General features: G+C 67.5%; 9 protein-coding genes and 1 pseudogene. 7 read left to right on the top strand and 3 right to left on the bottom strand.

From position 1 onward, the window contains the following. Positions 1–76: 76 nt before the first annotated feature. The 4 genes from ACQP1K_RS11945 (at position 77) to ACQP1K_RS11960 (ending at position 3,110) form a co-directional block, all read left to right on the top strand. A complete protein-coding gene (locus ACQP1K_RS11945; RefSeq protein WP_433500943.1) occupies positions 77–1,057 on the top strand; it encodes a TerC family protein in 981 nt (326 codons plus the stop codon). A gap of 148 nt (positions 1,058–1,205) precedes the next feature. Then, the gene (locus tag ACQP1K_RS11950; protein ID WP_433500944.1) at positions 1,206–1,853 is read left to right on the top strand and encodes a phosphatidylserine decarboxylase; all 648 of its coding nucleotides are present in this window, start codon (positions 1,206–1,208) and stop codon (positions 1,851–1,853) included. After that, positions 1,840–2,700 carry a CDP-diacylglycerol--serine O-phosphatidyltransferase gene (pssA, locus tag ACQP1K_RS11955; protein ID WP_433500945.1) on the top strand — a complete coding sequence of 287 codons (861 nt, stop codon included), beginning with the start codon at positions 1,840–1,842 and terminating at the stop codon, positions 2,698–2,700. The genes ACQP1K_RS11950 and pssA overlap by 14 nt, the downstream gene beginning before the upstream one ends. Positions 2,701–2,813: 113 nt before the next feature. Further along, positions 2,814–3,110, top strand: coding sequence for a hypothetical protein (locus ACQP1K_RS11960; protein WP_055483684.1), 297 nt, complete (start codon positions 2,814–2,816; stop codon positions 3,108–3,110). A 24-nt stretch (positions 3,111–3,134) separates the two neighbouring features. On the opposite strand, the gene ACQP1K_RS11965 is transcribed toward ACQP1K_RS11960, so the two are convergent. Continuing rightward, entirely contained in the window at positions 3,135–3,776 is a 642-nt protein-coding gene (locus tag ACQP1K_RS11965) for an MBL fold metallo-hydrolase (RefSeq protein ID WP_433500946.1), read from the bottom strand. A gap of 262 nt (positions 3,777–4,038) precedes the next feature. On the opposite strand from ACQP1K_RS11965, the gene uvrA reads away from it, so the two are divergent. Together uvrA and ACQP1K_RS11975 are read left to right on the top strand one after the other, a co-directional pair. Next, entirely contained in the window at positions 4,039–6,879 is a 2,841-nt protein-coding gene (gene uvrA, locus ACQP1K_RS11970) for an excinuclease ABC subunit UvrA (RefSeq protein ID WP_433500947.1), read from the top strand. A gap of 68 nt (positions 6,880–6,947) precedes the next feature. Beyond that, positions 6,948–7,355, top strand: coding sequence for a Rieske (2Fe-2S) protein (locus tag ACQP1K_RS11975; RefSeq protein ID WP_433500948.1), 408 nt, complete (start codon positions 6,948–6,950; stop codon positions 7,353–7,355). 293 nt (positions 7,356–7,648) lie between these two features. Here the strand turns inward: ACQP1K_RS11975 and ACQP1K_RS11980 are convergent. After that, positions 7,649–8,159 (bottom strand): annotated as a pseudogene (locus ACQP1K_RS11980) (transposase family protein); the annotation flags it as partial. A gap of 564 nt (positions 8,160–8,723) precedes the next feature. Next, positions 8,724–18,761, bottom strand: a complete 10,038-nt coding sequence (locus tag ACQP1K_RS11985; RefSeq protein WP_433500949.1) for a DNRLRE domain-containing protein — start codon at positions 18,759–18,761, stop codon at positions 8,724–8,726. Between the two features lie 1,015 nt (positions 18,762–19,776). On the opposite strand from ACQP1K_RS11985, the gene uvrC reads away from it, so the two are divergent. Next, on the top strand, positions 19,777–21,807 hold the full coding sequence (gene uvrC / locus ACQP1K_RS11990; protein WP_433500950.1) for an excinuclease ABC subunit UvrC: 2,031 nt from the start codon (positions 19,777–19,779) through the stop codon (positions 21,805–21,807). Positions 21,808–21,884 lie beyond the last annotated feature (77 nt).

Consider the following 21,884-nt stretch of genomic DNA (forward strand, 5'->3'; position numbering starts at 1 on the left):
GGGGCTGTCGGTCCGCACGCTGCGGGCGGGAGAGACCTCCGGCAGTGTGTTCAGCGCGCGCCGGAGGTTGAGTGTTGTGATGGTCCCGCTGTGGGCTTGGGCCGCCGTCATCGTTGGACTGCTGCTCGTGGTCGCCGTCGATCTGTGGATCGTCGATCGCGGCGAACCCCGGGAGTTCTCCGTACGGCAGGCCGGAATCTGGGTGGGTTTCTACGTCTTCCTGGCCGTGCTTTTCGGCATCGGCTTAGTGGTCTGGGCCGGGGGACGTGTCGGGGGAGAGTTCTTCGCCGGATACATCACCGAGTACAGCCTCAGCATCGACAACCTGTTCGTCTTCTACCTGATCATGTCGCGGTTCGCGGTGCCGCGGCCGTACCAGCACAAGGTCCTGCTGGTCGGCATCATGCTCGCGCTCGTGATGCGTGGGATCTTCATAGCGATCGGCGCCGTGGCGCTCGCCAGGTTCAGCTGGTTGTTCTACGTCTTCGGGATCTTCCTCGTCTGGACGGCCTACACCCTCGTCCGCGACCACAACAAGGACGAGGACGACTTCAAGGAGAACATCCTCCTGCGCTGGGCGCGCCGCGTCTTCCCGACGACGCCCGGCTACGTCGGCGCCCGTGTCACCGTGCGCGTGGACGGCAAGCGGATGGTCACCCCGATGCTCATCGTGATGATCGCGATCGGCACCACCGACCTGCTGTTCGCGCTCGACTCGATCCCGGCGATCTTCGGGCTGACCAAGGAACCCTTCATCGTCTTCACCGCCAACGCCTTCGCCCTGATGGGGCTGCGCCAGCTCTACTTCCTGCTGGGCGGGCTGCTGCAGCGGCTGGTCTATCTCAGCTACGGACTCGCGTTCATCCTCGGGTTCATCGGAATCAAGCTGATCCTGGAAGCGTTGCACGGAAGCGGGGTCCCCTGGGCGCCAGAGGTCCCCATCTGGGTGTCATTGGCGGTGATCGGGGTCACGATGTCCGTGACGACCGTCGCGAGCCTGATCAAGGCGAGGAAGGGCAAGGCGGCCGCTCCCGCTGCGGAAGCGCCGCAAGGGTAGGGATGTATTTAACGGACATCCCCGAGCAAAACGGGCAACGGCGATGTTTTGCTTCTCTCGTTGTGCCGTGCGATGACGGCCGGATCGGTACTATCGCTCGTTAACCTGCAGACCGGTCCATGTCGTGAAAAGAGTTCAAAGGTTCCCTGTGTCCAACGAATCGTTGCCCAGCTCCCGGGGTCGGGTCCGGCTCGCGCGAGGGGTGTCCCCCTGGCTCGCGCCGACCGTCGCGGCCGCGGCCGTCACCACCCTGCTCACCCGCAGGTCGCCCAAATGGGCCCTGGCGGCCGTACCGCTCACCGCGCTCACCGGCGGGATGCTGTGGTTCTTCCGCGATCCTGAACGCGTGCCGGGGGCGGGGCGACTCATCTCGCCCGCCGACGGCGTCGTGCAGAGCATCGACCCCTGGCCGGACGGGCGTACCAGGGTGGCGATCTTCATGAGCCCGCTGAACGTCCACGTCAACCGGGCGCCCGCGGCCGGCGCCGTCACCTCCGTCGAACACGTTCCCGGCGGCTTCGTCCCGGCCTTCAACAAGGACAGCGACAAGAACGAGCGGGTGGTCTGGCACTTCGACACCGCGCTCGGCGACCTCGAGGTCGTGCAGATCGCGGGGGCCGTCGCCCGCCGCATCGTGCCGTACCTCGCGGCCGGGGCGAAGGTGACCCAGGGCGAGCGGATCGGGCTGATCCGCTTCGGCTCCCGGGTGGACGTCTACCTCCCCGAGGGAGTGACGCCCGCGGTCACCGTCGGTCAGAAGACCGTGGCGGGGGTGACACGCCTTGACCACGCCTGATCTCGGCGCCGGCGCGAACTGGCCGGTGGAGGGGCTGACCGCCGACGAGGCGGCGGCCGACGAACCGCGAGGACCCGTGGGCAAGGCGTTCCGCCTGTCGGCGGCCGACTCCCTGTCGCTCGGCAACGCGCTCAGCGGTTTCCTCGCGGTATGCGTGCTCGCCTGGTCGGCGATAAGCGATCTGATGCAGTCCAGCGGAAAGTTCGAGCCCGACCCCCGGTTCTTCGGCACCGCCGTGGTCCTGCTGCTCATCGGGGCGACCTGCGACCTGTTCGACGGCCTCGTCGCCCGGAGGTTCCGCGCCTCCGCCATGGGCGCCGAGCTGGACAACCTCGCCGACGTGATCAGCTTCGGGTTCGCGCCCGCGTTCATGGTGGTGATCTGGGCGGGCTTCTCCGGCCGCCTCCCGCTGTGGCTCGTGCTGTGCGCGGCCGCCTCCGTCCTGCTCGCCGGTGTCGTACGGCTGGCCAGGTTCGCCTGCGTCAAGACGAAGAGCGGCGACTTCATGGGGCTGCCGATTCCGATGGGCGCGATGACGGTGGTCTCGATCGTGCTGCTCTTCCAGCCCGGTTACCTCACGATCGCGGGCATCGTCGCGGTGGCCTGGCTGATGGTCAGCCGGATCGAATACCCCAAGCCGAAGGGCAATCTCGCGGCCGTGGTCCTCGGCTGGATGCTGATCAACGTGGCCTGCCTGACGATCTGGGCGTCGGGCCTGGACGGCGGCGACCGGCTGATCACGGTGGGTGCGACCATGCAGATCGCGATCGTCTCCGCCATTCCGCTGCGGGTCCTGATGTTCAAACAGCAGCAGCGCAGGGAACGACGCTCGGAGAACGCGGGCTGACTGAAGCCGTCACACGGACAGGGGCCCCGGCCAATCAGCCATGAGGGCCCCTTTTCCATGGGTCCCGGCAGCACATCCATATGATCGTCTAGCCCGATGGAGCCCTGGTCGCCATGCCTCGCGAGCACACCCTGACGTACTTCCTCGGCAAGCTGGCGCGGGAACTGGAACTCCGCGGGCTGGAGGCGTCGCTGCGCCCCGATCCGCCGTCGCTGAAGGTCCGCGACCCGGATGCGGCGATCTTCAGCGAGACGGTCGACTGCGTGGCGATGTCGGACGGCTGCTTCTACCGCTGGTCCTGGGGCGACGTGGTCGAGAGTGCGGACGAGCCGGCCGCAGCCGCCGACCGGATCGTCCGGGTCTTCACGACCGGCGATCCCCGCCCCCACCCCGGCCTGGAGGGCGTCTGAGCGCCGCCCTCCGGCCGGTGCGGCTCACCAGCCGCGTGCCTTCCACTCCGCCAGGTGCGGACGCTCGGCCCCGAGCGTCGTGTCCTTGCCGTGGCCGGGGTAGACCCACGTCTCGTCGGGCAGCCGGTCGAACAGCCGCTCCACCACGTCGGTGTAGAGCCGCTCGAACCTCGCCGGGTCCTTCTCGGTGTTGCCGACGCCCCCCGGGAAGAGCGAGTCGCCGGTGAACAGGTGCCCCGGGTAGTGCAGCGCGATCGAGCCGGGCGTGTGGCCGCGCAGATGGACGACCTCCAGCGCGATCACCCCGACGGTCACCCTGTCCCCGTGCTCGACCTCCTGGGTGACCCGTACGGGCAGCTCGGGCGCGTCGAGCGGGTGGGCCACGATCTGGGCGCCGGTGGCCCTGGCCACCTCCTCCAGCGCCATCCAGTGGTCCATGTGCCGGTGGGTGGTCACGATCGAGCTGATCGGGTGGTCGCCGATGAGCCCGAGCAGCCGGTCGGGCTCAGCTGCGGCGTCGATCAGCAGGCCGTCACCCGTCTCCGCGCACCGCAGCAGGTAGGCGTTGTTGCCGAAGTCACCCACCTCGATCTTCGAGATGGTCAGCGCGGGCAGCTCCCGCACGTCCGCCGGCCCGTTCTTGACGACGTCGCCCGTGTAGGTCATCTGTCTCCCCTTCGTGCTTCCGTACGGCTCACGCTAGCGCGGTGACCCCGACGGCGGCGGGGCCGCTCACCGCGCCGGGAGGAGGCGCGAAGCCCGCTCCTGCGGGCCTTCGCCTGCGGTCCTCGCCCCCGAGTCCCCGGGAACGGGGACGGGGATTCGCCGGTACGCATACCCTGGACAGAGAGGTCGCCGGAAATTGTCGGTGGCGCCGGATAGCCTCCCCGGGCACCTCTGTTGACTTCTTCGAACTATCGGGACCGCCGTGGCTGACCGCCTGATCGTGCGTGGCGCACGTGAGCACAACTTGAAGGACGTCTCGCTGGACCTGCCGCGAGACGCTCTGATCGTCTTCACCGGGCTTTCCGGATCCGGAAAGTCCAGCCTGGCCTTCGACACCATCTTCGCCGAGGGCCAGCGCCGCTATGTCGAGTCGCTGTCCGCCTACGCCCGGCAGTTCCTGGGGCAGATGGACAAGCCCGACGTCGACTTCATCGAGGGGCTGTCCCCGGCCGTGTCGATCGACCAGAAGTCGACCAGCCGCAACCCCCGTTCGACCGTCGGCACCATCACCGAGGTCTACGACTACCTGCGCCTGCTCTGGGCGCGCATCGGCAAGCCGCACTGCCCGCGGTGCGAGCGGCCGATCGCCAGGCAGACGCCGCAGCAGATCGTCGACCGGGTGCTGGAGCTGCCCGAAGGCACCCGCTTCCAGGTGCTCGCGCCGGTCGTGCGCGGCCGCAAGGGAGAGTACGGCGAGCTGTTCCGCGAGCTGCAGACCAAGGGGTACGCACGCGCCCGGGTCGATGGCACGGTGGTCAGGCTGGAGGAGCCGCCGACGCTGAAGAAGTACGAGAAGCACGACATCGAGGTGATCGTCGACCGGCTCGCCGTCAAGGACGGCGCGCGGCGGCGGCTCACCGACTCGGTGGAGACCGCGCTGCGCCTGTCCGGCGGCACGATCACCCTCGACTTCGTCGACCTGCCCGAGAGCGACCCCAACCGGGAGCGGTTCTACTCCGAGCACCTCTACTGTCCCTACGACGACCTGTCGTTCGAGGAGCTGGAGCCCCGGTCGTTCTCGTTCAACTCGCCGTTCGGCGCCTGCCCCGAGTGCACCGGCCTCGGCACCCGCATGGAGGTCGACCCCGAGCTGATCGTCCCCGACCCGGAGCGGACCCTCGGCGACGGCGCCGTCACCCCCTGGTCGAACGGCCACACCAGCGACTACTTCGTCCGGCTGCTCGAAGGGCTCGGCAACATGCTGGCATTCGACCTGGACACCCCGTGGGAGCGGCTGCCGAAGAAGGCGCAGAAGTCGATCCTGCACGGCCACGACGAGCAGGTCCACATCCGCTACACCAACCGGTTCGGCAGGCAGCGGTCCTACTACACGACGTTCGAGGGCGTCATCCCCTGGGTGCAGCGCAGGCACGCCGAGTCGGAGAGCGACACGGGCCGGGAGCGGTTCGAGGGCTACATGCGCGAGATCCCCTGCCCGGCCTGCCGGGGCCGCCGTCTCAAGCCGGTGTCCCTGTCCGTCACCGTCGGCGACGCCTCGATCGCCGAGGTCGCCGCGATGTCGATCGGCGAGTGCGCGGCGTTCCTGTCGGGGCTGTCGCTGTCGGATCGCGACCGGCACATCGCCGAGCGGGTGGTCAAGGAGATCAATGCCCGGCTCGGCTTCCTGCTGGACGTCGGCCTCGACTACCTCACGCTGGACCGCGCCGCCGGGACGCTGGCGGGCGGCGAGGCGCAGCGGATCCGGCTGGCCACCCAGATCGGCTCCGGTCTCGTCGGCGTGCTGTACGTCCTGGACGAGCCGTCGATCGGCCTGCACCAGCGGGACAACCACCGGCTGCTGGAGACGTTGATCCGGCTGCGTGAGATGGGCAACACACTGATCGTGGTCGAGCACGACGAGGACACCATCGCCGCCGCCGACTGGGTGGTGGACATCGGCCCCGGCGCGGGCGAGCACGGCGGCCAGGTCGTGGTGTCCGGCACCGTCCAGGAGCTGCTGGCCTGCGAGCAGTCGCTCACCGGGGCCTACCTCTCCGGCCGCAGGGCGATCGCCGTACCCGAGCAGCGGCGCAAGCGGGACAGGAAGCGGCAGCTCGTCGTCAAGGGCGCCCGTGAGAACAACCTGACCGGCGTCGACGTGGAGTTCCCGCTGGGCGTCTTCACGGCCGTGACCGGTGTGTCGGGGTCGGGCAAGTCCACGCTGGTCAACGACATCCTCTACGCCGCGCTGGCCAAGGAGCTGCACGGCGCGCGCACCGTGCCCGGCCGGCACTCGCGGGTGACCGGCACGGACCTGCTCGACAAGGTGGTGCACGTCGACCAGTCGCCGATCGGCCGTACGCCCCGGTCCAACCCGGCGACCTACACCGGCGTCTTCGACCACGTGCGCAAGCTGTTCGCCTCGACGACGGAGGCGAAGGTACGCGGCTACCTGCCCGGACGGTTCAGCTTCAACGTCAAGGGCGGCCGGTGCGAGGCCTGCTCCGGCGACGGCACCATCAAGATCGAGATGAACTTCCTGCCGGACGTCTACGTCCCCTGCGAGGTCTGCCACGGGGCGCGGTACAACCGCGAGACCCTGGAGGTCCGCTACAAGGGCAAGACCATCTCCGAGGTCCTCGACATGCCGATCGAGGAGGCGCTGGAGTTCTTCGACTCGATCCCGGCGATCCGCCGCCACCTGCAGACGCTCAACGACGTCGGCCTCGGCTACGTACGGCTCGGCCAGCCCGCCACCACGCTGTCCGGCGGCGAGGCCCAGCGGGTCAAGCTCGCCTCGGAGCTGCAGCGGCGGTCCACGGGTCGTACGGTCTACGTGCTGGACGAGCCGACGACCGGCCTGCACTTCGAGGACATCCGCCGCCTGCTCGGCGTGCTCAACCGTCTCGTGGACAACGGCAACACGGTCATCGTCATCGAGCACAACCTCGACGTGATCAAGACGGCCGACTGGATCATCGACATGGGGCCGGAGGGCGGGTCGCGGGGCGGCCGGGTCGTCGCCACCGGCACGCCCGAGGAGATCGCCAAAGTCGAGGAGAGCCACACCGGGATGTTCCTCAGGAAGATATTTGAGATTTGAACCTTCCTGCCGCGCGGGGTGTACAGACGGCATAGGGTTCAGCGGAGCAAGGCAAGAGAGGACGAACGATGACTGAGAGCACGACGGACACGACGCGCCGTGCTGTGATCTTCGGAGCCGGGGGAGCGGGACTGGCGGCGGCGCTCGCCGCGTGCGGTGGCGACGCGGGGGCTCCCGCGGCCAAGCCCACCGGCCCGATCGCACAGACCTCGGACATCCCCGAGGGCGGCGGAAAGATCTTCGAGGATCTGAAGGTCGTCGTGACCCAGCCCGTCAAGGGGGAGTTCAAGGCGTTCAGCGCGGTCTGCACGCACCAGAGCTGCCTGGTCGGCACCGTCTCCAACGGCACGATCAACTGCCACTGTCACGGCAGCAAGTTCGACGTCGCCGACGGCTCGGTCAAGGACGGCCCGGCCGGCGCGCCGCTGCCCGAGCAGAAGATCAGCGTGACCGACGGCGGCATCACCCTCGCGTGACATGCGCGGACATACGTAACCGAGACCGGGGCGGCCAGGGTGATCGACTTCATGCCGCCCCGGTACGCCGACTCGGACATGGTTCGTATCGGGGAGCGCCCCGCAGCGAGAGCACCCATTGAACGCTAACGCGGATTTACTCAGCGCCGGACAACAAACGATCAGGCGGCCTAGCTTGAAGGGCATAGAAACCCGCGGTCAGGCCACCATGACTGCTCCTCGCATCGGCCTGTCCCAGCGAATACCCTCGGTCAGGTGACCAAGCGGTTTCGGGACGCCATGAGTGCTTTCCATCATCCTTCCCGTCCCTGTAGGACTTGGATGGCTTTGACCAGCTGACGTGCCCGTTTGGGGCAACAATGGAGCTTTCGAAGGATCCGCCGGCCCTTCAGTTGCGCATTTGCCTGTTCGCCGGGACCACGCAGCTTGGCATGGGCAGAGTTGGCGACCTTCTGCCCGACCGGCTTCCCCCGCCCCTTGTACGGCACCCGGACCGGCTCACCAGCGCCGATGTACCCTTGTCAGCGAGCGTGACCAGGCCGACAGTCCTGAGACGGCGGATGACTCCCCAAATCCGGTCGTGCACCGAACCCGGCAGCGATCCCGACGTCACACGATCGTGCCATCCGGAGCAGCCAGGACCTGGATGTTCATCCGGTGGCACCGGCTCTTACCCGAGTAGTACGGCCGGTCGGCGGCGACCCGGTCGATACGGATCAGCGTCCCGTCAAGCACCAGGTAGGGGTGAACTTGATGCGCCGAAGCGACCCGCAGAAGCAGGAAGACGGCTTTCAGAGTCTTCGGCCCTACGCCGCAGAGCCTATACAATCAGATATTGAACTGATGTGTTGCATTCGGATCGGCTAAATCCCTGAATTCGTCGAAATGTTTGCCGTTCCTTTTATGGATTGTGGTGCCTCATCCTCCGTTCTGGTGCATAATGCGGACCCCCTCCCCTGCTGCGTTATGAATCGCTTGAGTCGATGTTTGCGACTCATCATCGAATCGTCAGCTCTCATTCCTTTGATTTCAGGTGAGTCAGCCATCGACGAGCAAACGCTCCTGACACGGGTTCGAAAATCTCAGGCGATGATGCTTCCATAAAAAAGTCTACAAGCCGCTCATCGAGCTGGATATCTTCCCTCATCTCAACTGCGTCGGCCCATTCCGATACCGTATCCGCCGAAATGTCGTCGGACAAAAAGGCCTCGAGGATTCGCGTTACGTCTGCGACAGATACGAAAAGAAGTGGATGATCAACGTCCCATGGGTATGTGTGAAGTTGGTCGACAAGAGCGGATACGGGCCTTTGTAGCCTGACCAGGTCGTGGAGGAGTGCTAGACGTTCCTCGCTTCCTCTCTCTGGCATCACATTTTGTCCTTGATGTGAGCGACTTTTCCGTCCGGAGTGACGGTGATCTTTCTAACGGATATCGTTTTTCCTTCGGCATTGACTATCTTACGATAGATTGCGTAAGAGCCCGGAACTCTCCCAGGAACCCGAACTTCAAATTTTACGTTTCCTGTTCTGTATCGAGTGATCTCGATATCGTCCTTGTATTTCGATAGTTTCCCTGCGAAACGCTTGTAGTTCTTGGCTTGGGCGGCGTTAAGAGCTCCGGGCCCAATCTTGCATGGACCAGCGTTGTGGACGAGGACGTCAACATCTCCGGCAGCCACATGGTAGGTGTGCAGTCCGCTGACCGTGAGGTTGTGGACACGCTGGTTGCTTCGATGATAGGTGCTGGTGCTTAGGACCGCGAGCCCGTCACCGCCGTCGGAGGTGAGTACCCGCATCCCGGCTTGCAGGTCCTTGGCATTGAACCAGTGGCCTTGGTCTTCGGACCAGAAGGGATGCTGGTCGGTGGCGATGATGACACCGGTCTCGTCTCCATACGTTCCGTCCGTGTCGACGGTGATCTCAACGAGGTTTTTGTCTCCTTCGCTGGTGAGCAGTGCGAGGACAGCGCGTGCTTCAGTCTTCCTGGTGACCGGGTCGGTGGCCAAAACCTCGTCGCCGACTTCGACTTGCTCGATCGGCTTTTGGGTGCCGTCGGCCATCAGCACCATAGTGCCGGGGATGAAACTGCTGCAGAGCTTCTTAACAGTCTTACCGAGAAAACCGAGAGCTTTACCGAGTTCGTCTCCGTAGCCGAAGGCCAGTTTTATGCCGGTGGCTCCACCTTTCCCTGCGGGAATCATGCCCACGGCCGCCATTGCGCAGGCACCGAGATCTGCATCATTGATGCATTTATCGAAGTCCTCCATGAGGAACTGCATCACTTGGTCAACAAATCGTTCTGGCTGCTCGCTGTGTTTGAACGGGTTGTAGCCGAGAAGGTTGGCGACGCCGAGCGCGCAGTCGGGGACGATGGCACACATCTTGCCATGGTCGCTGAACAGCACCCTTACCTGGTTCCATCGCTTTATCAGGGTTTCCTTGGCCTTCTGGGCCGACTTGCGAACCCTGTCGCACTGCTTGGCGCCGTGCTCCTTGGCGCATTCACGCCACTTCGCATCGGCAGCCGCTTTCTTACATGTCGCAGATGCCCTCTCTGCGGGGTGATGCTCGCACGGTTTTGTTGCTAAGCCAGTCGGGTCGGACAGGCCGATGGGGTTGTTGCCGGCGTAGGCGTAGGGATTGGCCCATTGGGGTTGGCGCAGGTCAAGAAGCGGGTCGGTGGTGATGAATTTGGCGATTGTGGGGTCGTAGTAGCGCGCGGATAGGTAGGTCAGGCCGGTGGAGTCGTCTTCGACTTTGCCGAGGAAGCCCAGGTCGGTGAAGGGGAGGTCGTCGGCGCCGCGGCGCTGGCCGAAGGGCAGGTAGCGTTCGCGGGAGACGGCGCCGGTGTTGTCGTTGACGGCGAGTTGGACGGAGCCGTGCAGACCGGATGTGAGCCAGGTGACGCCGTCGCCGCCGATGCGCATGGCGACGGTGGCGCCGTCGGGGGTGGTGTAGTAGCGCTTGCCGGTGATGGTGTCCCCGTCAACCTCGATGTCCATCGAGCCCAGATAGAGGGTGGCCTTGCCGCCGGGGTCGCGGCGGATGAGGCGTTCGCCGTCGGCGTCGTAGACCATCGTGGTGTCCTGGCCGTCGATGGTGGCCTTCTCCAACTGGCCGAGTTCGTTCCAGGTGAGGGTGCCGTTCTTGCCGCCTACGGTGCGGGCAGTGAGCTGTCCGGTCTTGTCGTAGGTGTAGGTGTCGGTACCGCTGGGGCGGGTGATGGAGGTGACCGCATTCGGCCGTACCGCGTTCGCGCCGGGCTGTGGATAGGTGTAGGTGGCGGTCTGCCCGCCATCGGTGATGCTGGTGATGTTGCCGACGGCGTCGTAGGTGAACGACTGGGCGTAGGGGTCGATGCCCTGGTTGTCGGCCGCGCCGGTGCCCGTGCCGCAGTCTGTGGCGGTAGTGGTCCAGGCCTGGGTCAGCCGGTGTAGGCCGTCGTAGGTGAAGCACTCCGCCTGTCCCGGGCTGGTGTCGGCGGCGGTGGCGGCGTCCAGGATTCGGGTGATCTCGCCGGAGATGTCGTAGGTGTAGCGGTCGTCCTGGGTGGTCACCGGGTTGAGGGTGTCGGCCTTGGTCGTGGTGGTGACCGACTTCAGCCAGCCGGTCGAGTTGTCCCAGGCCAGGGTGCGTTTGATCTTGCCGCTCGCGCCGTAGGAGCGTTCGGTCAAGCGTGCGGTGGGGGAGTAGGTGGTGGCGTGGACGTAGGTGAAGCCGCCGCCGAGGCCGGAGGTCATGGCCTGCGGCAGTCCGAGGTCGGTGTAGGTGGAGGTGACCGTCTCCGTTGGGAGGCCGCCGGCGGCGGGCATGGTGTAGGTCGCGGTGTCGCCGGCGGTGTTGTAGGTGGTGGCGAAGGTGTAGGTCCCGGCCAGCAACCCCTCTGAGGACGGGACCGTCAGGGTGGAGCCGGTGGGGCGGCCCATGGTGTCGTAGCCGGTCACCGCGTCGACGTAGGCGTTGCCGCCGGAATACCGGGTGGCGGAGGTCAGCTGGCCCTTGGCGACCGTGTCGTACGTCCATTCGGCGAGCTTGGTGCCCGAGTCGGGCTCTCCGGACCAGACGGCGGTGGTGCGGCCGAGGTCGTCATAGGTGTAGGAGACCTTCTGGCCCTTGCCGTCGGTGGACCACAGCAGGCGCCCGGCCGCGTCGTAAGCCTGCTCGGAGTCGCCTGCGTCGGGGTCATGGGCGGCGATCCGCCGTCCGAGCAGATCGTAGGTGAAGGTGCGGACGTTGCCGTTCGCGTCGGTCTGCTTGATGAGCTGACCCTTGCGGTCGTATTCGTAGTTGGTGTCGTAATACGCGGGGACGTCCACGGTCAGCTGCTGCCAGGCGGTCCATTCGGAGGTGAAGCCGGCGTTGACCGAGCGGACCCGCCAGCGGATCTTCCACCCGTCCTGTAGTTTCCCGGCCGGGACGGTGGCGACGGCGTCGTTACCGGAGGTCACCCCGGTGACGGTGGTGGTCCAGATCTGACCGGTGCCTTGGCCGTCGGGGGCCGCGGGGTCGTGCTCTAGCTCGAACTCCGCGCCGAGTTGCCCGCCCTGCGATGAGGTGACCGTGGCGAGCAGGGCAGGGGTCAGCGTGGGTGTGGTGGTGCCGGAGGCGGGCTGTACCCGCGGGTTGGCGACCTCCGGGATCGGTGAGCCTTCGGTGACCCGCAGTTGCTGCCAGGCCGACCAGGCGGAGGTGCCGCCGCCGGTGATGGCGCGGGCGCGCCAGCGCACCAGCCACCCATCAGACAGCTTGTCCTCCGGCACGGTCACAGCGGCCTGGGTCCCGGAGGCCACATCATCCACGGCGCCGCCCCAGATCTGACCGGTGCCTTGGCCGTCGGGGGCCGCGGAGTCGTGCTCCAGCTCGAACTCCGCCCGCACCGTGCCACCGATCGGGTCGGTGACCTGGGCGAGCAGTTGCGGGGTCAGCGAGGTGGTAACCGTAACCCCATCAACGACATGGGAGGGGGTGACCTGCAGGGTGCCCAGCACGGGGTCGGGTTGGTCCACCCGGAAGGTCTGCCACTCCGACCAGGCCGAGGCGTCCTCGCCCGCGACGGCGCGGGCGCGCCAGCGCACCAGCCACCCCTCACTGAGGGTGTCGCCGGGGACGGTCACGCCGGCCTGGGTGCCGGCGGGTACGTTGTCGACGGCTGTGGCCCAGATCTGACCGCTGCCTTGGCCGTTGGGGGCGGCGGGGTCGTGTTCGAGTTCGAATTCGCCCCGCAGTGTGCCGCCGGCGGGGTCGGTGACCTGCGCCAGCAAGTGCGGGGTCAGCGAACTGGTGACCGTGGTACCGTCCACTGCCTGGGCGGGGGTGACCTGCAGTGCGGTCACCCCGGGGTTGGAGGGGATGGTGCCGGTGTTCACGGTGGCCACCTGCCAGTCCGACCACGGCGAGGCGACCTGTGTGGTGGTGTTGACCGCCCGGACACGCCAGCGTACGCCCCAGCCGTCGGCGAGTTTCCCGGACGGAATCGTCACGGCGGCCTGGGTTCCGGACGCCACGTCATCGACGGCGCCGGTCCAGATGCTGCCGGTGCCGTGTGCGGTGTCGGCCGGGTCGTGTTCCAGTTCGAACTCCGCCCGCAGCGCCGCCCCGTAGGAGTCGGTCACGGTCGCCAGGAGCCGCGGGGTCAGCGAGGTGATCACCGTGGTGCCGTCGGCGGTCTGGGACGGGGTGACCTGCAGCTGGCCTACCGTGGCGGCCGGGACCTGCACCGTCAGGGCCTGCCACCCGCTCCAGGCCGAGGTGTTGGACCCGGCACCGACCGCGCGGGCGCGCCAGCGGACCTTCCACCCGTCGCCCAGGGTGCCGGATGGGACGGTGACCGTCGCTTGGGTGCCGGAGGCGACATCGTCCACCCCGGTAGCCCAGATCTGGCCGGTGCCGTGTGCGGTGTCGGCCGGGTCGTGCTCCAGTTCGAACTCCACCCGGGCGGCGGAGCCGTCGGGTGTGGTGACCCGGGCGGCGAAGGCCGGGGTGAGGCTGGAGGTGACCTGCACCCCCGACTCGTCCTGCGATGGGGTGGTCTGCAGCTGGTCCACCACCGGATCGGTCACGGTGACCGTGGCGGTCTGCCAGGCCGACCAGGCCGAGGAGGTGGAGGTTGCGGTGTTGGTGGCCCGGGCCCGCCAGCGGATGTGCCACCCGTCGGTCAGCTTCCCGCCTGGTACGGCGGTCGGCGCGTCGCTGGCGGAGGCGACCGCAGCCGAGCTGCCTGCCCAGATCACACCCGTGCCCTCGGCGGGGTAGGCCGGGTCGTGCTCGATTTCGTAGTCGGCCCGCAGGCTGCCCCCGGCCGGGTCGGTGACGGTCGTGTGCAGGGTCGGCGTCACCGAGGTGACCGTGGTGCCGGTCGACGGGGTGATCGACAGCGTGCCTACCGTGGGGGTCGAGGCTGGCCCGCTGGAGGTGACGGTCAGCTTGGGCGGGCTGTTGAACTGGCCGGTTTCCTCCGCGGAGGCGAAAACCCGGTAGTTGTTGGCGGTGGTCTCCGACGGCGACTGCAACGCCACCCCGTAATTAGGCGCACCTGCCGCCCAGTCGGCCACGATCCCGGTGATCGTCCAATCCAGATAGCCCGCACCGGTCCCGCAGCCGTCCTGGAACGCCTTGGTCGTGGTGACGGCGTCCTCGGTGGTGTCAGTGGGCTTGCCCGCCCAGGTCAGCGTCGCCGCGTCCCAGGTGCTGGTCAGCCGTCGTGCCTGGATCCCGGCCCCGACCGACGCACCGCAGGTCGGCGCGTCGATGTTGAACACTTCCAGCTTGGCGTCGGTGATCGTCGACCCGGCCAGTGAGGAGGTGTCGAACCGCAGGTAGACGCGATACTTCTCGCTAACGGTCCGGGTGCCCGCCTGCATGAACGGGTTGGTCGGGTCAACCTCGTTGAAGAAGCTGTTCACGTCCACGTCGTCGTTGAACGGCAGCGTGGTCGTCGGGTCCACCCGCAGCGGATACACCGTCTTCGGGTCCGTCAGGAACGCGAAGTCGGGTTTGAGCACCAGCACCTGACGCCCGTGCTCGGTGACGACGCTGGTGGAGATCTTTCCCCGCCGGCCGGTGTTCGGCACCCGGGCCTTGACCGCCTCAGCGTCCAGCATCACCGGCCGTGGGGCGGAGGCCGCGACCGTGCCTGTGGCATCGGTCAGTGTCAATCCGCCGTTCTTGGTCACGGCGAGTTCCAGGCCGCCGCTGGTCTGTACGGGCAGACGGAACTCCACCGGTGTGACCGGCCGCTGCCGCAGCACCACATCGTGCCGGAACCCCGTGGGCAACGCGGTGACGACCAATTCGGCGCCATCACCGAGACCGTAGGCCGCGGTGTTTCCCTTGATTGCGGGTCGCGGAAGCGTGCTCGGCCACTCCAGCGCGAAGACGCTGCCATCCTTGCGGGTCAGCTTGGCGAACGCACCCGGCCCTCCGGTTGAGAACTCCACCTGGGCAGCGGCGGCTTTGGGCCGCAGCACACCACGGTCTTCGACCAGCGAGGTATCGACCGGCACCCACCGGCCGCCCTGATCGACCCGGACCGGCCCGGAGGTCATCTCCGTGGTGAACGTCTTACCGTCGGGATTGGCGTACATGACCGACGACTCAGTCGTCGCCGCATCCACCTGCACCCGCTTACCCTGCCTGGCCGCGTTCTTCAAGGCCGCCTGCGCAGCCGCCGCGATCTCGGCCTTCACCGTGGCCGAGGCCGCATTGCCGTCGTCTGCCGGCGACGTCCTTACGGCGTCGGCGGTTGCTGCCGACCCAGGCTGTTCTGGCTTTGCCGGCTCTGCGGTCGTGCCGGTTGACGCGACAGGCCGCGGCCCGGCGACAGCCGTCGCGGCCTGCTGCCCGCCCGCACCGGTGAGCCATTCCTCGATCTTGGTGACCTGGTCGGCCGCATCGGTGTAGTAGACCGTCTTACCGCCCGTCGGCGGTGTCACCTCATACTTGTCCGCGCCCAGGTAGTTCGTCGTGGTACGGCGAAACTCGCTCGATCCGGTCATGTCGAGCTGCGCCGTCGCGCGTCCCAAACCGTCATAAATCGGCTTGGACCACTGCGGCAGCGACGTCAGCACCGGGTTGAGCAGCCCCGAACCCGGATCAGCGGTGTTATGGACCGGGGCGGAGGCCGCGGCCGTCAACCCCCGCGCGTCATAGGTGGCGACCTGGACGATCCGCCCGCCCGCCGGGGAGGCCGTCTGGGTCTCCCGGGCACGGCCCAGCCCGTCAATGTAGGTGTGCGTGGACACCCACTTGGCTGAGCTGCCGCTGCCCGACTGCAGCCGCGAAACCGTGGTCGTGGCCGGTCCTGTCACCGTCCCGTTGGCATCGGCCGGAATGGTGTAGGCGACCTTGGCCGCCGGCGTCCCACCGGATTTCGGCGCGACCGGGGTCCACAACAGCAATGTCCGGCCGAGCACGTCGTAGTCGATGTTCACATCGTTGTTGTTCGCATCCCGCAGCCCCACAGGCAGGCCGTTATACGGCGAGGACCAGGTGGTCACCGTATGCCCTAACGGGTTGGTGACCGTGACACCGCCCGAGGGCCAGCCCACCGCTGGACTGTAGGCCGTGGTCGTCGTCTTGCCCAGCGGGTCGGTCACGGTCAACGGCCGGCCGTAATCATCGAACGTGCTCTCGGTCGCCGCGTAGTCGGAGGCCGTGGAATAAGCGCGAGTTTCGGTCACGTTCCCCTTCGTCGGGGTGTTCGTGCTCGGGCTGGTCGCCCCGTCATACAGGGTGACCGTCCGCCCCAGCAGTGTCCCGGTCTCGCAGTCGTCCCCGGCGCGCCGCTCCTGGTCGGCCGGGTAGGAGATCATCCAGGCCCCGCTGGAGGTGTTGCGGGCGTAGGTGGTCGCGGTGCAGGTGTTGTCGGCGCCGTCGCCGCGTTCACCGTAGTCGTTGACCGTGACCGGTAGCCCGTCGGCGTTGTAGGCGGTCTTGACCTCGGTGTATCGCCAGCCGGAGGTGGCCTTCTCCCGGGTGACCTCGCGGGTCTGGTTGACCCGATGGGGGTCGTAGTCGATCGGCCCGCTGCCGGTGACCACGTCGGCGTACTCGTACCGGGTCGAGGCCTCCTCACTGAAGGCATCGGGAGCCGACGTGGTGGCGGACACGCCGGTGACACGCAGGGTCTGCTCCTGCAATGTCATGCCCGACAGGGCACGAAGGTCGTCGTGGGTGGTGCCGTCGAAATCGGTCACCGTGGTGTGCCGGGCGCTGCCGTCGGCGAGGGTGTCCTCGTACAACCCCCGGTAGAAGGTGGTGGAGGTGACGCTGTAGGCGGACAGGTCCCCGCTCCCACTGGGTGTTCCCTTGATCACCCGGACCGTCGGGTAGCCGCGGAACTCCGTCCAGTTGCCCGCCCAGTCATAGCAGGTGGGCAGCCACGGGTAATACTCCTCCAGAATGTAGGAGTCGCCCACGCACTCCCGGAATAGGGGCTCGGTATCCAGCAGCGGCACCGGCTTGGCCCACCCCGGACCGCCCAGATACTCATACCGGGTCACCTGGTCGGGAGAGCCGGCCACCAGATCCCGCTCCATGGTCGTCATGACCAGCCACTTGTTGTAGATCGCGCCATGGCGATACAGCGACGACTCTCCCAGGGTGTAGTTGTACAGCTCCCAGCCGTAACAGTCCTGGCCGCTGTCGTCCCACCCCGTCATCCCGTGGTCATCACACGGGCTGGCCTGCCCATAGGTGATCTCGGTCACGCCACCCAGGCCGGTGGTCACCGCCGACATCCGCGGTAGCTGAAACCGTGGATGGTCATCGCTGTACTCGACATAATCAGCCCGGTTGTCCAGCAGCGTGGCGCTGAAGTCGATCGGCGGTGCGGCGATCTCCGGCCCACCCCCCGCCATGCCCACGGCCCGGATCCGGTCCAGCCACAGCACCGATTTGCCCATGCAGAAGGGAGTCCCATCAGGGCAGTCGGTCTCGATCCACCGATAGGTCAAATCCAGCCGCGTCACATCCTCCCAATCAGAGGAGGCGACATTCCACGACTGGGAGGTGATCGCATCCAACCGCTTGCTCGTGAAGAACGTCGGCGTGCCGTTGTCGCAGTCCGAACCGCTGCTCAGGCACAAAAGGTCGGTCGGCGTGTCATCGGACCAGTTACCGATCCCCGGCGGCGGCGTGCCACGATCGGCGACGGTAAAGGTGATCCTCCCCGTCGGCGTCGACCCCGCCACATTCAGGTTGTGGCCATAACCGATCTCGGTCAGATACCCGCCGCGGTCGTAATCCAGGGCGTATTCGGGGAGCCAGCCGCACTCATACCCACCCGCCCGGCAGTAGAAGTTGGTCTCCCGCGCCCAGGTGTAATCGATCACATTGCCCTTAGGGTCGACCTCCCGGTCCAGCTGCCACCGCCACGTCGCATCACAGAACGCAGACGTCGTCGGATACGAGGTGCCCGACGCCAGGAACTGCGCATGGCACGGCTCACCCGGCCAGTCCCCCAGCACCGGCACCTGCCAGGAAGAGTTCCGGTGGTATCCGAACCGGTAGACCGTCCCATCCTGGGTGGTCACCTGCCAGTACGGCTGCCCGCTCTGGCTGCCCGAGGCGACATAGTCGATCTTCCAGCCGAAATCATCGGCGGTCTTGTACGTACCCGACAGATCGTCCTTAACGATCTTCGAAGAGCGGCCCCCCACCGACAGCGTCAACGCCGAACTCTCCGGATCGGAATCGGGAGACTCCCAGCACAAATGCCCCTGCAGCCGGTCCTCCCACAACCCGCACGGCTGGAACTGCCGCTCGATGAACCCCGCGTTCAACTCCCAGCCCATCCCCACCAGCGGCGCCTGATTGTTGGTATAGGAGGTCAGCGAGTCCACCGACGACGAGGAATACTCCAACGCCAGCGTCGGAGCCGACCCACCCGGTGGCGGCACCGCCGGCACCGGGTAACTGTAGGAGAAGGCGCCACCCGACAGCCCCACCTGCCAGGTCCCCGACGGCTTGAGATCGGTCGCAGCGAACGACCCGGCCGCATCCGAGCCCGTCGAGGCCGCCGAACTCGCCAGCACATACACGAACGCATCCGCCGACGCCGTCCCCGAAGTAGGGGCGGCCTCCATAACCGCGGTCAGCCTGCCATGCGCCACGTCGTTGACCACCGGCAGCGCCCGCGTCTCGGCCTTGGCCTGCTCCAGGCAGTCCCGCGACGGCTTTGCCTCCAGCATGCACACCGGCACCTTCAGCATCGTCAACCGGGACGCGAAACCCCCCGGATGGGCGTTACCGAAAGAGGAGTAATCCACCGTCACCTTCGCCGGCGCCACCTCCGCACCGCCGTCATCGCGCGTCAGCCGTACCGCCAACCCGACCCCGCCCAACCGCCGGGCCACCGTGGTGTCGAACGTCTCCACCCGCACCGACGACGGCGACCGCTGCGACAACGGGGCTGCAGAGGCTGCCGATCGTGACCGCGACGCCCTCGTGTCCCCGGCCTTGCCGCTCGGCGAGGCCGACGGCTTCGCAGTGGGTGACGGCGTAGCAGTAGGGGACGGCTTCGTAGTCGGAAGCACCACGGGAGCCACCGACACCGGCACCCCCGCAACCGCCACCGCTCCTGAACCCTTGGAAAGATCGGCACGGCCCGAACCCGCCTTCGGCCACTGAGGCGCCGTACGCCTGGCCGGCACAAGTTCGTCCTCAACCCCCTTCGGCACCGGCTTCGCCGCGACCGCGTGGCCCTCGACGCTGCGCTCACCACCCGACGAAGACGAATCCGCCGCGGCCTTCCGCACCAGCCCATCCGGAACGCCGACCCCGGCGACGAACACCGCCAAACCGACGACCGCGCCGGTCAAAGCATGCGCGAGCCTGCGACGTGACCACCTGAATCGTTCCACCCGAGCACGTGAAACCGGCACGCCGCACCCTCCCGCATCACCAGCGGGCGCACGGCCACGCTCTTAGACCGCCCGCCTCACAAGACCCGCATAAAGCCCAGATAAATAACGAAAGGGATCATGCGCCCCTGACAGTGACCAGTCAAGATCAGAAGTGCGGCGAGAGCGCTACGCAAAGTGACCGGGATGGATATTCGGCAGCTCGTATGCCGCCAGATAGGATCATGTGATCTGCATCACAAAGATCGATTCGGCATACCGCAAGATCCTTCACGAGGGTTCCCGCAGGCGGCTGGACGGGAATCGGCGCGCTCCTATGTAGGGAATGCGCAGAATCGCGCGTTCCCGACCGACTACGGACAACGTCGCGGGGTCGTGCGTGAGACTGTGCCGCCGCCTCCGTGCGCGGGACGGGTGTGCAAGTCGCCCGCCACAGCCCGGCGAGCACGACGACTGCGATGCCCTGGGGGTCACCCGCTAGCACGGCTGACCACTGGGCATTCCTGGAGGTGATCTGCTCGATCTTCGGCTGTCGGTGCGGACAAGTAGGCTTTGCGATGTGGCGGATCCGGCAACCTATCGACCGGCGCCCGGCTCGATCCCCGAATCGCCCGGCGTCTATCGTTTCCGCGACCCCGGCGGCGGGGTGATCTACGTCGGCAAGGCGAAGAGCCTGCGGCAGCGGCTCAATTCCTACTTCGCCGACTTCGCCGGGCTGCACCCGCGCACCCAGACGATGCTGACCACCGCGGCCTCCGTCGACTGGACGGTGGTCGGCACCGAGGTCGAGGCGCTCCAGCTCGAATACTCCTGGATCAAGGAGTACGACCCCAGGTTCAACGTGAAGTACCGCGACGACAAGTCGTACCCGTACCTCGCGGTGACCATGGGGGAGGAGTTCCCGCGCGTCCAGGTGCTGCGCGGGGCCAAGCGCAAGGGCACACGGTATTTCGGCCCCTACTCCCACGCCTGGGCGATCAGGGAGACCGTCGACCTGCTGCTGCGGGTGTTCCCGGTGCGCACATGCTCGGCCGGGGTGTTCAAGCGGGCCGGGCAGATCGGCCGGCCCTGCCTGCTGGGATACATCGACAAGTGCTCGGCCCCCTGCGTCGGGCGGGTCACGCCCGAGGAGCACCGGGCGATCGCCGAGGACTTCTGTGACTTCATGGCCGGCAACAGCGGCCGGTTCATCAAGCGGTTGGAGCGCGAGATGCGCGCGGCCGCCGCGGCCGAGGAGTTCGAGCGGGCGGCCAGGCTCCGCGACGACGTCCAGGCCCTCCAGCGGGCGCTGGAGAAGCAGGCGGTCGTGCTCGGCGACAGCGTCGACTGCGATGTGATCGCCCTGGCGGAGGACGCGCTGGAGGCCGCCGTCCAGGTCTTCTACGTGCGCGGTGGGCGCATCCGCGGCCGCCGCGGCTGGGTCGTCGACAAGGTCGAGGACACCACGACGGGCGAGCTCGTCGAGCAGTTCCTGCTGCAGATCTACGGCGAGGCGGCCGTCCCCAGGGAGATCCTCGTCCCGGCGCCGCCCCCGGAGGGCGAGGCGGTGGCCGAGCTGCTCAGCGAGCAGCGCGGCGCCCGTGTCGACGTCCGCGTCCCCCAACGGGGCGACAAGAAGAGCCTGATGGAGACCGTCGAGCGCAACGCCAAGGAGGCGCTGGCCCAGCACAAGCTCCGGCGCGCGAGCGACCTCACCACGCGCAGCCTGGCCCTGCAGGAGATCGCCGACGCGCTCGGCCTCGACCAGGCGCCGCTGCGCGTCGAATGCTACGACGTGTCGCATCTGCAGGGCTCCGACGTGGTCGCCTCCATGGTGGTCTTCGAGGACGGCCTGGCGCGCAAGAGCGAATATCGGCGGTTCTCGGTCAGGAGCACCGACGGCGACGTCGCCTCGATCCACGAGGTCATCCGCCGCCGGTTCCGGCGCTATTTGGAGGAGCGTTCGGCCACCGGCGAGCTGGACGCGGCGGACGGCGAGAGCGGCGCCGACAACAGCGGCGCCGACAACAGCCGCGCCGACAACAACGGCGCCGACCAGAACGGCGGCGGCCAGGGCGGTGCCGGCCAGGGCGGGGGCGAGCAGGGTGCGGGCACGCCGATCGACCCGGAGACCGGCCGCCCGCGCAAGTTCGCCTACCCGCCGAACCTCGTCGTCGTGGACGGCGGCCCGGCGCAGGCGGCGGCGGCCCAGCGCGCCCTCGACGAGCTCGGCATCGACGACGTGGCGGTCTGCGGCCTGGCCAAGCGGCTGGAGGAGGTGTGGCTTCCGGGAGACGACCAGCCGGTGATCCTGCCCCGCTCCAGCGAGGGCCTCTACCTGCTCCAGCGGGTCCGCGACGAGGCCCACCGGTTCGCCATCACCTACCACCGATCGAAGCGGTCCAAGGGCCTCAAGGAGAGCGCGCTCGACGGCGTCCCCGGCCTGGGGCCGGCGCGCAGGCAGGCGCTGCTGCGCCACTTCGGCTCGGTCAAGCGGCTACGTGAGGCCGACGCCGCCGAGATCCGCGAGGTGCCGGGCATCGGCCCCGCCACCGCCGAGGCGATCGTCACCGCGCTGCGCGGGGAGCGGCCGTCCGGTCAGGGGGCGTGACATGGTCGTGGCGTGCCGTCGGCGGCGCCGCCGGGTAGGGTGGCAAGCTCCGGGGTAGGGGAATCGGTTTCTCCTGG

The sequence above is a fragment of the Sphaerimonospora sp. CA-214678 genome, from assembly GCF_050942215.1.
Taxonomy (GTDB): domain Bacteria; phylum Actinomycetota; class Actinomycetes; order Streptosporangiales; family Streptosporangiaceae; genus Sphaerimonospora.